We start from the raw sequence: 14,446 nt of genomic DNA on the forward strand, positions 1-14,446 counted from the left end.
TCATCGTTTTATTACACATGTAATAAAGATTGGTCTCCGATCATTTCTGATACAGTTTCAATTACTTTTTCTGGCGTTGGCAAATACAACTTTTCAAGTGGTGGTGAGAACGGAACAGGTGTATGTGGTGCTGTAATTCGTTTAATAGGTGCATCTAACAAATCAAAACCTTTATCCGCTACAATTGCCGCAATATCTGTTGCAATACTACATCTAGGATTCGCTTCGTCAATGACGATAAGACGATTTGTTTTTTCAACAGATGATAAAATAGTATCTTCATCAAGTGGTGATAAAGATCGCGGATCGATTACTTCTACTTCAAGCCCCTTTTTCGATAATTGCTTTGCAGCTGCAAGTGCTGTATGAACTTGCTTTCCGATTGCGACGATTGTTACATCAGAACCTTCACGTTTAATATCTGCTTTACCTAAAGGAATTGTATAATACCCTTCTGGCACTTCGCCTTTCATATTGTAAAGTGTTTTATCCTCAAAGAAGATTACTGGATCATCATCTTCAATTGCTGCTAATAATAAGCCTTTTGCATCATACGGTGTGGAAGGAACAACAACTTTAATACCTGGTATGCTCGTAAATAATGCGTACAAACTTTGTGAATGCTGAGCTGCTGCGCTAAAACCAGCGCCATGCATCGTACGTACTGTAACGGGTACTTTTGCTTTACCTCCAAACATATAACGGAATTTCGCACCTTGGTTTAATACTTGATCAAGACAACTACCGATAAAATCATTAAACATTAACTCAGCTATCGGACGTAATCCAGTTGCAGCAGCGGCCATCGCAGCTCCCATATAACCCGCTTCAGAAATTGGTGTATCCAATATACGATTTCGGCCAAACTCTTGTACAAGTCCTTTCGTAACGCCAAGCACACCGCCCCAAGCTTCATCATCTTGCAGGTGATCAACTTGTGCACCGCCTGCAACGTCTTCACCTATTAAAATTACATTTTCATCACGACGCATTGAGATTTTCATTGCTTCATTAATTGCGGTTGACATACTTACTGTTCTAGTCATAATTTTTCACCCTCCTCTTATTTGTAAGAAACGTATACATCTTTTAATAATTCTTCATCCTCTGGGTATGGACTATTTTCACTAAATTCAATGGATCTTTGTACTGCATCATCTACTGCTTTTTCCATATCAACAAGTTCAGATTCCGTTAATAAACCTTCATGAATTAAATGCTTACGAAAATTCACAATTGCATCTTTTTCATTTAAATGTTCTTCTTTTTCTTCTGATGTTTTATATGTTTGCGCTTCACCTTCGAAATGACCGTAATTACGATATGTCATACATTCAATAATTGTTGGACCATCACCATTACGCGCACGTTCCACTGCTTCTGCAGCAGCTTTATATACAGCTATAAGATTTTTCCCATCTACTTGAACACCTGGAATATTATAAGCTTTTGCACGATCGGCAATAGAATCACAACTTGAAGCATATTCAAATGTAGTTGCTTCACCATAACCGTTATTTTCTGCGATAAAAATAACCGGTAACTTCCAAATCGCCGCTAAATTAACCCCTTCATGAAATGTCCCTTCATTATTTGCTCCGTCACCGAAGAAGCAAACACTTACATCCTTTGTTCCTTTATATTTAGCTGTTAATGCTGAACCGCAAGCAAGTGGGAAACCGCCACCTACAATGCCATTTGCACCAAGCATTCCTTTATCTAAATCGGCAATATGCATGGAACCACCTTTGCCTTTACATAACCCTGTCGCTTTCCCGAAAAGCTCAGCCATCATACCATTTAAATCACAACCTTTTGCGATACAATGTCCATGACCCCTATGTGTACTTGTAATACTGTCACTATCCGTTAAGTGGGCACATACACCAACTGCTACCGCTTCTTCACCTGCGTATAAATGAACGAAACCTGGCAGAACGCCTTGCGCGAACAATTCATGCACCTTATCTTCAAATTTACGAATCTCTAACATTTTTTTATACATCCAACGAGCTTGTTCTTTCGTAATTTCATTCCCTTTACTTTCAGTTGTTTTTAACATGTTCAGCCCTCCTATTTTCTTGTTCGTCTGTTATATTGCAAGTACTATGCCAAATTCTAATCCTTGATTTAATAGGTTTTCTCTTTTCTTTCATAATAAAAAAGTGGACAAAATGAGACAGATGTCTCGTTTTGTCCACTTTTGTTCACCTAATTTGAGAACTATTATCTTATTCATTATCAAAGCTCTGCTGTAATTTTCGGATGTAAATAATTTGCCCAATATGATATGCATTATGAGTTGTTACATTCGCTAACACTTCCCACCACTTTGCAGAAACAGGAAATCCCACTACATCACTTTCAACCTTTTCTTCATTGATGAGATTTTGCCATTGTAACAGTTTTTCTAGTAGTTTTTCCCGTAATTCATCGAAAGTTTGATTATCTGAAAGCATAAAACTTTTGTTATTATCTCCTATAGCGGGTACTGCATTCACATTTGATTCTTTATACCTAGTTTGCCACGTAGAGTTCCAATACAGTAAATGTTGTACGATTTCAGCTATACTATTACTCTCTTCATTCGGTTTCCAGCAAGCTTCCCTCTCAGATAAATCCTTAACTGCATCGGAAAATGGCATATACCAACTAGGATCATTTGCATTCGCTAATAGCTGATCTGCTAATACATCTTTCACATGGACCATTTTTCTCCCTCCTGTTAAAAAGATTCATTTCATGACAAGACTCACTTCTCTAAATACGCTGAGTTTGTAAGATTTCCTCTTTTTAAACGCAATTCCAAACATATGCACATAAAAAAACCAAAAGCACCTAATCCATAAGCTGCTGTATAACCACTTTCTCCAATAATCAAGCCCGCAAGTCCTGGTCCAATCATTTGACCAACTGCATAGAAAACAGAAATAAAACTAATTGCCATTGATACATATTTCGGAGATACTTGCTTGGAAGCTGCAACTTGAATTAATAAAAGTATACCTCCGAGGCTAGAACCCCAAATCATTGCCGATACGATAAAACCAGTTATATTTCCAAATATAATTGGAACCATATCTCCTATAACAGCTAATAAAAGCGCAATACATAAACTCTTCTTTATACCAATCCGATCCGAAATAAATCCCCAGCCAGGTGCTCCTGCTATTGAACAAATACCAGCAATCGCATAAACAGTTCCCGAAATTGATGCTGAAATACCACTATCAATCATAAAACTAGTTTGATATAAATTTGGAATTAAATATACAACACCAACAATAAAATACATCCATGCAATGATATATAGTTCTTTCGTTTTCCATAAAAGCGATTTATTACTCCTTTTCCTCTCATCTTCAGTAACTTCTGGATTTTTCAAAACAACTGAAGCGGCGAATACAACGATACATGCAATAACGCCAAACAAAAACCATGCACCACGCCAACTATACTCAGGAAAGGTGCGCACGACATAAGGAACAATTATTCCACTAAATAGCATACCTATACCTGCACCGCTTAATAACAGCCCCATTACAGTTCCTCTTTTGTTTGGAAACCACCCTACCGTTATGGACATGAGTGGTGTATATACAAGAGCACTACCAGCTCCAGCACATAGCATACAAAAAGCAACTATCCAAAATGAAGAAACAAGCGCTAATCCCATTAAGCTTATCACGACCAGCCAACTGCCTATTAATAAAACGGATTTTGCACCAAAACGGATAGTAAATATTCCAGATGTTCCTACAGTTAATAAATAACCTAAAAAAAGTATAGTTCCTAGCATACCTGATTGAGCCGTAGACAAATGAAGTCCTTCCTGCATAAATGGCAGTATAACTCCATATGCCATACGGGCGAAACCAGTTGTTGTTATAATAAGAAAGATTCCTATTAATACAAATATCCAAAAATGACTTTCATTCCGCTCTTTCATTTAAATTCCTCCATAAAAAGTTATTTCCAATTGGATGTTGATTGTAATTATAATGATTATGACAAAATACAACTACCAAATGGCGGAGGAGTTTACGGTATAACGGATTTTTAATACATACGCAAAATTTCAGAAGGTTTCATTCCATATTTCTTTTTAAATGACTCTGAAAAATGACTAATATTATTGTATCCAACAGCAACTGCCGTTTCGGTCACATTACTAGTTCCCGAACGCAATAAAAGCATTGCTCTTTCCATTCGCTGTTCTCTTAAATAGGAAAATGTGGACGTGCCAAATAATTCTTTAAAACCAATTTTTAATTTATAATCATTTAATCCTACTATTTTAGCCAATTCTAATAATGATGGGGGTGACTCCATTCTTTGAAGTAAAATTTCTTCAGCTTGTTTTATTTTATTCAAATCCTTTTTGGATAATTGACTCCTTTTATTTGCGTCACGATCATTAAGTAATACTTTCCCAAAGTATATAGAAAGCAATTCGAGCGCTTTACTTTCTATTTCGAGTTGATTAATACGATCCTTTTGGGGATTCTCTAACATTCTCTTAATAAGATTAGATGTTAGGGCATCAATAGGGGTTTGAAACTTTTTAAAAGATTGATTTCCTATTATAGTATGAAACTCATGACTTTTTTCAATAGCACAATTTAGCATAAAATGATTAAACAACTGTACAGGAATTCCAATTGCTAATGAATATAGTGGCGTTTCTTTTTCATATTCAAATAGAACTTCAAAGTCATTCATAAAATATAAATAGCTATTTCCAGCCATTAATTTATTTGTAGAGTGACCAACTTGTACTTCCCCGGATCCTTGTAAACAAAAATTAAGTTCCACCATTGCTGCATCCGATGCAAATTGAATACGATGTTTTTTATGAAACTGATAATTTGATAGCACTATTTCCATTCCAGAAAACGAGCTCCACCTTCGCACTTCACCCTTACCGATTGTTTTTGGCACATACATATATCTTTCTTCTACAACTTGTAACCCATGAAAATATTTATTAAAAATATCATGAAAACTGTTAGTCTCCATGAAATCCACACCCCTTTTATATACAAATTAAATTAATTGATAATCATTTTCAATTATAACAAATATCTTTATACAATAAATAGCTTTTACCTTTATATCTCGTTATGATAAAAGAAAAAGAAAGCGAGCCAACAATGAATAAAAAAATTGCAATTATTACTGGGGCTTCAAGTGGATTCGGCCTATTAACATCGCTTGAACTTGCGAAAAAAGACTATTTAGTCATCGCTACAATGCGAAACCTAGAAAAACAAGGAACCTTACTATCTCAAGTTACTAAACTCAACTTACAGCAAAATATAAAAGTTCAACAATTAGATGTAACAGATCAAAATTCTATACATAGTTTCCAATTGTTTTTAAAAGAAATTAATAGAATAGATCTCCTTATAAATAATGCAGGATATGCAAATGGGGGCTTTGTAGAAGAAATCCCAGTAGACGAATATCGAAAGCAATTTGAAACAAACCTTTTTGGAGCTATATCAATCACTCAGCTTGTTTTACCATATATGAGAGAACAAAGAAGCGGAAAAATCATTAATATAAGCAGCATTAGCGGCCAAATTGGATTCCCTGGTTTATCTCCTTATGTATCTTCAAAATATGCATTAGAAGGCTGGAGTGAATCGCTTCGGTTAGAAGTAAAACTTTTCGGAATAGACGTCGCTTTAATTGAACCTGGTTCTTACAACACAAATATATGGGCGGTTGGTAAACAACTAGCTGAAAACCAATCTGATACAACATCTCCTTACAAAGAATATATGGATAAAATACAAAAACATATTAATAGCGGTAGTGATACATTTGATAATCCGATAGATGTTGCTAATAAAATTGTAGAAATTGCTGAATCTAAGCGTACAAATTTACGATATCCAATCGGTAAAGGTGTAAAATTTATGATCTTTATGAAGAAGATTCTTCCTTGGAGATTGTGGGAACACCTTGTTTTGAGAAGCTTTAAGAAAATGTAATAAACTTTTTGAAAGAGGTGCTAATTAAATGTTAGGTTTACCGTATGGGAAAGTGTTTTTAGTGCCGTGGACTGAAGAATGGGAAATTGAGTTTATGAAAGAGAAACAAATCATTGAGGAACAAATTGGCGAACATATTTTGGCGATACACCATATTGGTAGTACTTCTATTCCACATTTAAGTGCAAAACCTATTATTGATATTGCAATTGAACTAGTAGATTATAAAGATGGTTTAAAGTGTATCAAAAAGTTAGAACTACTAAACTATAAATATAGAAAAGATGTACTGCCTGAACGATACTATTTTAATAAAGGAGAGCCACGAACTCATCAAATTCATATGTATGAACAAGGAAATAAATATTTAATAGAACAATTACAATTTCGAGATTACTTAATAGACAATAAAGCATCTCGTATACAGTATGAACAATTAAAAATTCAACTTTCACAAGCTAATCCTACTGATAAACATAAGTATGCAGAGGATAAAACAAATTTCATTACATTCATACTAGCTAAAATAAATGATTGAATGAAGAAGACAGAATTTCATACACAGAATAAGAAACCATTTATTCCTAAGTAAATGGTTTCTTATTCGTTAGTCATCTCGTTATTTATACTATCAATTTTTTTATTATATAGCAGGTGGAAAGAAGTAAAATAGTATCGAAGTCATAAAAATAAACGTAAATACCCCAATTACCGAAAATATATATTCTTTCGATTCTTTATCATACTTCCATTCCATCAATGCTCTTAAAATTAACGTCCCACCTAAATAAGTAAAAATGACATAAGCAATATTAACACTTTCAAATTTAAAGATAAATATAAAGCTAGTTATTAAATAAATAAAAAGTAGTCCTATTTCCAATTTTTTATGTAGACTATTTACATGTTTCTTATATCCCCAAAAACCACCCTTGGGCATATTCAATTTTTTTCTTAAAAACTTATCGAGAAAATAGACAGCTATACAAAAAACAATAGTTATAATCCAAAAAGTAGAAGCTCCCATTTTCACTCCTCCTATTATTTCATTTAATTATTTGAAATAAATTGGACTATATTACGGTTATCCTCTTCTAAATAACTTATAATTCCTTCAGGATATGTCGGCTTCTCCTGTAATTCCTCTAGACTTTTCCAAATTAATATAATATCCTCATGCTCTTTATGCCTTATTTCATTTGTAATGATTTTTTCAACAGTCCCCCAATGTATCCATGTACAATGATGACCTTTTTCGTTGTCCCACTCAAAAATGTGTTCATTTACAATTGCTAACTCTTGAACATCAACTTTCAAATCGTATTCTTCTATTAACTCTCGAATTATTGCTTCTTTTGACGTTTCACCAAATTCAATAGAGCCACCTGGAAAACGATAAAATGATTCATTTTCATCGCATTGTACAAGTACTTTAGAATGATCTTCATTTAAAATCATTACTTCAGCCCGTAAACGTGGTCTTATCATTTTCTCACCCTTTATTTGTATGACCATTCATCACCAATACGTATTATAGAATGTATTCAAAATAATACCTGTAATTATTAATAACGGAACAATTCCAAACGAAATAATATATTCTTTTGCTTTCCTATCATATTTCCACTGCATATATCCTTGAAAAATGTACAACGTCATAAAAAAGAAAATTGGTATATAAGTCATGTATATTGGATTCCACATTGAACCTATCATCATAAGTACTACATAAGAAATAATGATAATCCATTGTCCCCATTTATGTGATTGGCTGACATATTTACTATTCCATCCTGTTTGTCTCGGTATATTTAACTTCTTCCTCACGATTTTTTCTAAAAAAATTAAAATTATAATCCATAACAATAAGACAATTAGTTTCAAAAGAAACAGAAAGGCCTCCTCCTTTACCTTTTATCAGGTTGATCACTAGGATACGTGGCATTCTCTTTATTTTCAACGTCCCAACTAATTATAGTCGCACTATCACGTCCGAATTGATGATGAACGTGCTCTAATACATGATGAACACTTTCTTCAAGCTTTTTATTATTTCTGTTCATATTATTATATAGATTTAATGGTGTTTCATATCGGCGTTCCCCGCATTCTAATACTCCATCTGTCACCATTACAATTTGGTTCTTTCCAGTACGTAATTCACGAATACCTGATGAATAGCAAGGAACAGGTAAATCAAATGTGTTTACATTTCCAATCCATTCGTAAAAATGACGTTGATTTAATGCATATTGTCCTAGCTTATGTAACTCTTCATGAAATACATACACTAAACAATCACCAATAGAAAGCCACCATATATAATTTTCTTTCCTTACACATAGTAAGCAAGCTGTTTCACCTTTAATTTTTTTGCACTTTTCCTTAAATGAAGATGACTGAAAAATTGTCAGTATATGATTTTCAACAGATTGGAACACTGTATTAATTGGTTCATTCAAAATTACTTTTATATTTTCATATTCTTTTTCGATTGTATTTACTACTAAATCAACACTTTCTGCACTATTATGTCCATCTAATATAGCTGCAAATTCCCATTCTCCATTTGACCAAACTAATGCACCATCTTCATTCTTTTTAGCTCCAGCACTTATATTCCCGCCATATTTACCAAGTACAATATCACCATATTGCTTAACTGAAATTTTTCCTAAGCACATTTCTGTATTTCCAATCCATGAATAATGTGTATTATTTGTTGTATGCATACTCATTTACCATATACTTACGTATTCTTTCGCATAGTTTTTTTATTTTCTCTTCGTCACCATATGGTGCATCAGTCCATTTCGCTATCTCGGTTGGTGACCAAAACTCTTTTGGTGTATTCGGATAACGCGGAATAATGTGCATATGCATATGTGGTACACCATTTCCTGAAACAAAAGTGTAAATATGCTCTGCACCTTCGCTTTCTTTTAGCGCTTTACTTACTCTACTTGTTATAAGTCCGAACGCTTTCGCTTCTTCATCTGTTAGTTCAGCGAGGCCAGGTACATGTCTTTTTATATCTATCATTACATAACCTAGGTATGATTCTTCACTATCCCAGTAGACATGTCCAACGTAAACGAGTTCATCTTCGTAAATAGCTCCACCTGGAACTATAATATTTCCTTTATGTTTTTCGCAAATGAAGCAGTTTTGTTCTACTTGATTGTTTGTTGACATATCCATCACCATCCTTTTCATATATAATATCACAAAAAAAGAAAAAACAGGTTTAACATTCCGAATATTCATTCTTTTGATACTGCAATTTTGAAATGAATTTACACCTCATTATTTCTTCAAAAACGCAATCCCAATTATAATCCCAATCACAATTCCGATTACTAAATTATTTGTAAAGTGCCCTTGAAATACACCGATTACAACCCCTATACCGACACCTATTGCCAAAGCATCATTTCTTTTTTTATTTTTAGCCAAAATTGCATCTCCTCCCATCATTTCTCCCTAAACAACATGCACTCACTTAAATGTATTAATATACGCACTATCTCGCTTGAATCTTTTCAAAAAATGCACTTTAACTTCACATATAATATTTTCCATTTTCTGTACATACTCCTTTTATAATGAAAAAATTTCAAGTAACCATTAAATATATATAGGCATTTACTATAAGAAAGATCCGTAATTTATTGAAGGAGGAAAGATTCAAATGCATCCTCATTGGAATCCAAATATAAATCAACAGTATGTTTATTCCCCCATCCTGTAAGGACTACATTGCATCATGATTCACAATATATGATGCAGCGCATCGCTAGCCTTGAAAGTCAGTTAGCTAAATTAATCTCATTAATCGAAGAAAATAATCAATTAATTAAATCCATGGAACAACAGCAAAATCAAGTTTGTGCACCAGCTGGAGGTTTTGTTATCGTTCGTAAGTAAACTGGATGCAATAAAAAACACACTTTGTATTATAAAAGTGTGTTTTTTGGTCATTATTTTCTTTTCGTATGGAACCCTTGTGTAATTCGGTCTAATATAATTGCGATTACTACGATAGCTAATCCAGCTTCAAATCCCATTCCGATATTAACTTGTGTTACCGAGCGATATACATCAACTCCAAGCCCAGGAGCTCCTACAAGTGACGCTGTTACAACCATTGATAACGAAAGCATAATGCTTTGGTTCACACCAGCCATAATCGTTCCGGTTGCAAGTGGTAATTGTACTTTAAATAGTTTTTGTGATGCTGTGGATCCAAATGCATTCGCTGCTTCAATTAAATCTTCTGGAACTTGTCTAATTCCTAAGTCAGTAAAACGAATTGTAGGTGGCATTGCAAAGATTACCGATGCAATAATTCCAGGTACTACACCAACTCCGAAAAATGTAATCGCTGGAATGAGGTATACGAATGCCGGCATTGTTTGCATAAAATCTAATGTTGGTTTTAAAAATTTTGAAAAACGTTCATTTTGAGATGCTAATATTCCAATTGGAATTCCGACAATAATTGAAATAATAACAGACGTAAGTACGAGTGCTAATGTTTGCATCGTTTGTGCCCAGTAGTTAATATTTAAAATAAACAATAAGCCGATTAGTGTAAAAATAATTAATGATACTTTTCTCGTTGTGTACCAAATGAGGAAACAAAGGATAATAATCATCAATATGGCCGGTATTATTGTTAAAAAATTAGTGAGTAAATCAACGAATCCGCCGATAATATAAGAGAACCCTCGGAATATGCCTTCAAGGTGCTCATATAAACTTGCAACAAATGAGTCGACCCATTCTCCTAAAGGAATACGTGGTATATTATTCATCGTCTTTCACCTCTTCCTCAATGTTTCCTGCAAGAGCTTGAATGACACTTTCACGTTTAATAATTCCTCTTAGCCTTTTCTTCTCATCGATTACTGGTAACGGATATTTCATCTCCGCCATTTTTGCATATGTCTCTTCCAGTAAAGTATCTAAATACACATGCGGAATATCATTAAGTAATAAATCAGCAATCGGCCATTGTTTTTGAACTGCTTTACTCGCATCATCCGCGGTTAATATACCTAAAAACTCATACTTTTTATTGACAACATATACAGTTGAAACACCTGCATTCCTCATAATTTGAAGGGCTACACGTGGTCCACGATCAATTAATAAAGTTTCTGGTCGTTTTAATATAGATTCCGCTGTAATTACTTTTCCTAAATTCACATCCGCAACAAACTTTTCTACGAATTCATTAGCGGGGCTCATCATAATTTCTTCTGGCGTTCCAATTTGGACAATTTCTCCATCTTTCATTAATGCGATACGATCCCCAATTCGAAGCGCTTCATCTAAATCATGTGTAATAAATATAATCGTTTTTTCCATTTTATCTTGTAACTCTAACAATTCATCTTGCATTTCTTTTCGAATAAGTGGATCTAATGCACTGAATGACTCGTCCATTAGTAATACATCTGGATTATTCGTTAGTGCTCTTGCGATTCCAACGCGCTGCTGCATACCACCACTAAGTTGACTTGGATAATTATCTTTATGATGATCGAGTCCTACTAACTGTAGCGATTCTAACGCTTTTTTCTCTCGCTCTTCTACCGAAACCCCTTGTATTTCTAAACCATATGCAACATTTTGTATAACCGTACGATGCGGAAATAGAGCGAACTTCTGAAATACCATACTCATTTTCGTTCTTCTTACTCTCCGTAACTCTTCTTTTCCCATCGTTGCGATGTCTTCACCATCTATGTATATATGACCTGCAGTTGGTTTAATCAATTGATTTAACATACGAACTAGCGTAGATTTCCCGCTACCAGACAAACCCATAATAACGAAAATTTCTCCAGAGTATACCTCAAACGTTGCTTTTTTTACACCAACGTTCATTCCTGTCTCTTTTAAAATTTCCGATTTGCTTTTCCCCTCTTTTAATAAAGAAAGGGCTCTTTGCGGATGTTTCCCGAATACTTTTGTTACGTTTTCAACACGCACCTTTGTATTATCCATGTCACTACTCCTTTTCTACCCATCTATTCACATAGTGTTGCGATTTTGCAAAGAAATATTACATAAAAATGACATTCATAAGATTTCTTTAAAATTCTCGTTTCCGTTCATAATAAGAATGCTTACTTATACATTTATTTAATAAGGCAAACACTACTTAGGAGGTTTTCGATGCGAAAGAAAATTTGGTTTATATGCCTTGCATTATTTATTACTATGATTTTCACTTCATGTAATGCAACAAATGCAAATTCGAAAGGAAAAATTAAACTTGGTGTAACAAGTTGGAAAGAAAATATTGCAACTGCAAACATGTGGAAAGTTTTATTAGAAGAAAAAGGCTACAAAGTTGAGCTCATGTATTTAGAAAAAGCCGCAATTTGGACTGGTGTCGCTCGTGGTGATGTTGATGCGAATTTAGAAGTATGGCTACCCGTTACGGATAAGCCGCTAAACGATCGTTATAAAGATGATATTGTCTTAAAATCAAAATGGTACGAAGGTACTGGACTTGGTCTAGTCGTACCTTCCTATGTGAAAAATATTAACAGTATTGAAGACTTAAATGCTCATAAAGATGAATTAGATAATAAAATTGTCGGTATCGAACCTGGTAGTAGTCTTATGAATTTAACGAATAAAGCAATGAAAGAATATGATATAAAACTAAAACTTGTCCAATCCTCAGAAGCTGCGATGATGAGTGAATTAAAGAAAGCATATACGAAAAAGAAACCAATCGCTGTTACGCTTTGGAATCCGCATTGGGGTTTTTCAGAATTTGACTTAAAATATTTAAAAGACCCTAAGAAAGTATATGGTGAAAAAGATGACATTTATTACTCCGTTCGTAAAGGTTTTGAAAAAGATCACCCAGATGTTATAAAATACTTTGATAAATGGAAAATGACCGATGAACAACTTGGAACGTTAATGGTCACGTTAAATAAAACAAAAGATCCTGAAGAAGCTGCGCGAAAATGGATTAAAAAAAATCAAGCATTAGTTGATGAATGGGTAAAAGATTAATAAAAAGGCTAGAGAATTAACATATCCTCTAGCCTTTTTCATCTTATTTTTTCGTAACAACATCATCTACAATTCCATATTCCTTAGCTTCTTCTGCGGTCATAAAATAATCTCTTTCTGTATCATGCGCTACTCTTTCAATCGGTTGGCCTGTTTTTTCTGCAATCATTTTATTAATATCATGCTTTAACTTTAATATCCTTTTTGCTGTTATTTCAATTTCTGTTGCTTGCCCCTGTGCACCACCAAGCGGCTGATGAATCATAATTTCACTGTTAGGGAGCGCAAACCGTTTTCCTTTTGCTCCTGATAATAATAACAATGCACCAAATGATGCCGCAAAGCCCATGCATAGCGTTTGTACATCTGGTTTAATTAAATTCATCGTATCTAATATTGCAAAACCTGCTGTCGTTGAACCTCCTGGGCTATTGATGTATAAATATATATCTTTTTCTGCATCTTCTGCTTCTAAAAATAATAGTTGAGCTACGACACTACTCGCTACTTGATCATTAATTTCTGAACCGATAATAATAATGCGGTCTTTTAATAGCCTTGAATATATATCATAGGAACGTTCTCCTAATTTTGTTTGTTCTACTACATATGGAATTGCATTCATTTTAAATCCCTCCAATACTTGTTATGCAACGCAAAGCATACAACTGTAGGAAGAAGGTTCTTTCACACTAAATAATAAGACTGGCTGTTTAGATGGTAACTTAGTAAAATCTATTGTCGGAAGAAGTTTCGTTAACAATTCCGGTCTTTCCTCACGAATAGACGTTACAACAACTTCAATATCCTCTGTGAATTCGACTATCTCGATCCCTTCTTCACTTACAGTTTTCAGCCTATTTCTACTCCGAAATAAAGAAGCTTTCACTGCACCTTCTGATACAGAACACAATTTAGCAATATCAGCGATACTATATTGAAAAACATCTTTTAATAATAAAATTGCGGATTGCTGTACATTTAATGAAGACAATACTTTCCCTACCATTTCATGCAAATCTGCAATGTTCTCATGTGGTTCTTCAAAAGTGATTTGTTCTCTTATTTTTTCATGAACAGACTTAGACTTCATCTGATCTAACCAACGATTTCTAGCTATTTTATAGACGAGTGTCATACAAATATCTTTATTTCTATATTTTTGAAGCACTTTACACACTGTTTCTTGGGCGAGATCTTCTCCATCCCATTTGTTTTTCGTTAAAAAAGTACAGTATCTTTTTAGCTCTCCATATTGTTCAATTAAAAAATTTATATTTGAATGATTCATATCGATATGGTTCTTTAAAACATGAGTTACTTTTGTGCACAAAATAACCACTCCTTTTCAGCGCTTACTTAATAAACGATTCTACATTTAAAAAAGTTACGGGGATATAAAA

General features: G+C 33.9%; 18 protein-coding genes and 1 pseudogene. 4 read left to right on the forward strand and 15 right to left on the reverse strand.

The genetic code is table 11. The features are described 5' to 3' along the window. Nucleotides 1-11: 11 nt before the first annotated feature. The 5 genes from acoB to C4S65_RS12620 all read right to left on the reverse strand — a co-directional run bounded on the left by acoB (nucleotide 12) and on the right by C4S65_RS12620 (nucleotide 5,019). Nucleotides 12-1,046 (reverse strand): acetoin:2,6-dichlorophenolindophenol oxidoreductase subunit beta, encoded by a 1,035-nt coding sequence (gene acoB, locus C4S65_RS12600; RefSeq protein WP_000198898.1) that lies wholly within the window; start codon nucleotides 1,044-1,046, stop codon nucleotides 12-14. Between the two features lie 17 nt (nucleotides 1,047-1,063). After that, a complete protein-coding gene (gene acoA, locus C4S65_RS12605) occupies nucleotides 1,064-2,062 on the reverse strand; it encodes an acetoin:2,6-dichlorophenolindophenol oxidoreductase subunit alpha (RefSeq protein WP_098838572.1) in 999 nt (332 codons plus the stop codon). 169 nt (nucleotides 2,063-2,231) lie between these two features. Further along, complete coding sequence (locus C4S65_RS12610; protein WP_000233788.1) at nucleotides 2,232-2,711, reverse strand: DinB family protein; 480 nt, start codon at nucleotides 2,709-2,711, stop codon at nucleotides 2,232-2,234. Between the two features lie 41 nt (nucleotides 2,712-2,752). Next, nucleotides 2,753-3,949: an MFS transporter gene (locus C4S65_RS12615; protein WP_098838573.1), complete on the reverse strand. Its 1,197-nt coding sequence runs from the start codon at nucleotides 3,947-3,949 to the stop codon at nucleotides 2,753-2,755. A 110-nt stretch (nucleotides 3,950-4,059) separates the two neighbouring features. Continuing rightward, complete coding sequence (locus C4S65_RS12620) at nucleotides 4,060-5,019, reverse strand: AraC family transcriptional regulator (protein ID WP_098316795.1); 960 nt, start codon at nucleotides 5,017-5,019, stop codon at nucleotides 4,060-4,062. 134 nt (nucleotides 5,020-5,153) lie between these two features. On the opposite strand from C4S65_RS12620, the gene C4S65_RS12625 reads away from it, so the two are divergent. Together C4S65_RS12625 and C4S65_RS12630 are read left to right on the forward strand one after the other, a co-directional pair. Next, entirely contained in the window at nucleotides 5,154-5,999 is an 846-nt protein-coding gene (locus tag C4S65_RS12625) for an oxidoreductase (RefSeq protein ID WP_061666090.1), read from the forward strand. A gap of 28 nt (nucleotides 6,000-6,027) precedes the next feature. After that, a complete protein-coding gene (locus C4S65_RS12630) occupies nucleotides 6,028-6,537 on the forward strand; it encodes a GrpB family protein (protein ID WP_098838574.1) in 510 nt (169 codons plus the stop codon). Between the two features lie 105 nt (nucleotides 6,538-6,642). On the opposite strand, the gene C4S65_RS12635 is transcribed toward C4S65_RS12630, so the two are convergent. The 6 genes from C4S65_RS12635 to C4S65_RS12660 all read right to left on the reverse strand — a co-directional run bounded on the left by C4S65_RS12635 (nucleotide 6,643) and on the right by C4S65_RS12660 (nucleotide 9,473). Further along, a complete protein-coding gene (locus C4S65_RS12635) occupies nucleotides 6,643-7,026 on the reverse strand; it encodes a DUF4181 domain-containing protein (RefSeq protein WP_061666089.1) in 384 nt (127 codons plus the stop codon). A gap of 23 nt (nucleotides 7,027-7,049) precedes the next feature. Then, complete coding sequence (locus C4S65_RS12640) at nucleotides 7,050-7,487, reverse strand: NUDIX domain-containing protein (RefSeq protein ID WP_061666088.1); 438 nt, start codon at nucleotides 7,485-7,487, stop codon at nucleotides 7,050-7,052. 30 nt (nucleotides 7,488-7,517) lie between these two features. Then, nucleotides 7,518-7,883, reverse strand: coding sequence for a DUF4181 domain-containing protein (locus tag C4S65_RS12645; protein WP_042972512.1), 366 nt, complete (start codon nucleotides 7,881-7,883; stop codon nucleotides 7,518-7,520). A gap of 23 nt (nucleotides 7,884-7,906) precedes the next feature. Beyond that, nucleotides 7,907-8,731: a PP2C family serine/threonine-protein phosphatase gene (locus C4S65_RS12650; protein WP_000557594.1), complete on the reverse strand. Its 825-nt coding sequence runs from the start codon at nucleotides 8,729-8,731 to the stop codon at nucleotides 7,907-7,909. Then, complete coding sequence (locus C4S65_RS12655; protein WP_003307189.1) at nucleotides 8,715-9,215, reverse strand: HIT family protein; 501 nt, start codon at nucleotides 9,213-9,215, stop codon at nucleotides 8,715-8,717. The genes C4S65_RS12650 and C4S65_RS12655 overlap by 17 nt, the downstream gene beginning before the upstream one ends. Before the next feature lie 90 nt (nucleotides 9,216-9,305). Further along, nucleotides 9,306-9,473: a hypothetical protein gene (locus C4S65_RS12660; protein ID WP_000508401.1), complete on the reverse strand. Its 168-nt coding sequence runs from the start codon at nucleotides 9,471-9,473 to the stop codon at nucleotides 9,306-9,308. Between the two features lie 217 nt (nucleotides 9,474-9,690). Between C4S65_RS12660 and C4S65_RS34360 the strand changes: the two are divergent. Beyond that, nucleotides 9,691-9,926: pseudogene (locus C4S65_RS34360) on the forward strand (hypothetical protein). A 53-nt stretch (nucleotides 9,927-9,979) separates the two neighbouring features. Here the strand turns inward: C4S65_RS34360 and C4S65_RS12670 are convergent. Both C4S65_RS12670 and C4S65_RS12675 read right to left on the reverse strand, forming a co-directional pair. After that, nucleotides 9,980-10,816 carry a proline/glycine betaine ABC transporter permease gene (locus tag C4S65_RS12670; RefSeq protein ID WP_001059837.1) on the reverse strand — a complete coding sequence of 279 codons (837 nt, stop codon included), beginning with the start codon at nucleotides 10,814-10,816 and terminating at the stop codon, nucleotides 9,980-9,982. Next, on the reverse strand, nucleotides 10,809-12,014 hold the full coding sequence (locus C4S65_RS12675) for a glycine betaine/L-proline ABC transporter ATP-binding protein (protein WP_000370608.1): 1,206 nt from the start codon (nucleotides 12,012-12,014) through the stop codon (nucleotides 10,809-10,811). The genes C4S65_RS12670 and C4S65_RS12675 overlap by 8 nt, the downstream gene beginning before the upstream one ends. 171 nt (nucleotides 12,015-12,185) lie before the next feature. On the opposite strand from C4S65_RS12675, the gene C4S65_RS12680 reads away from it, so the two are divergent. Further along, nucleotides 12,186-13,043, forward strand: a complete 858-nt coding sequence (locus C4S65_RS12680; protein ID WP_001227627.1) for a glycine betaine ABC transporter substrate-binding protein — start codon at nucleotides 12,186-12,188, stop codon at nucleotides 13,041-13,043. Between the two features lie 43 nt (nucleotides 13,044-13,086). On the opposite strand, the gene clpP is transcribed toward C4S65_RS12680, so the two are convergent. After that, nucleotides 13,087-13,668: an ATP-dependent Clp endopeptidase proteolytic subunit ClpP gene (clpP, locus tag C4S65_RS12685; RefSeq protein WP_000991620.1), complete on the reverse strand. Its 582-nt coding sequence runs from the start codon at nucleotides 13,666-13,668 to the stop codon at nucleotides 13,087-13,089. A gap of 21 nt (nucleotides 13,669-13,689) precedes the next feature. Then, on the reverse strand, nucleotides 13,690-14,376 hold the full coding sequence (locus tag C4S65_RS12690; protein ID WP_000337514.1) for an RNA polymerase subunit sigma-70: 687 nt from the start codon (nucleotides 14,374-14,376) through the stop codon (nucleotides 13,690-13,692). Nucleotides 14,377-14,446 lie beyond the last annotated feature (70 nt).

Origin of the sequence: Bacillus sp. ok061, from assembly GCF_900108285.1 — a bacterium.
Lineage (GTDB): Bacteria > Bacillota > Bacilli > Bacillales > Bacillaceae_G > Bacillus_A > Bacillus_A thuringiensis_S.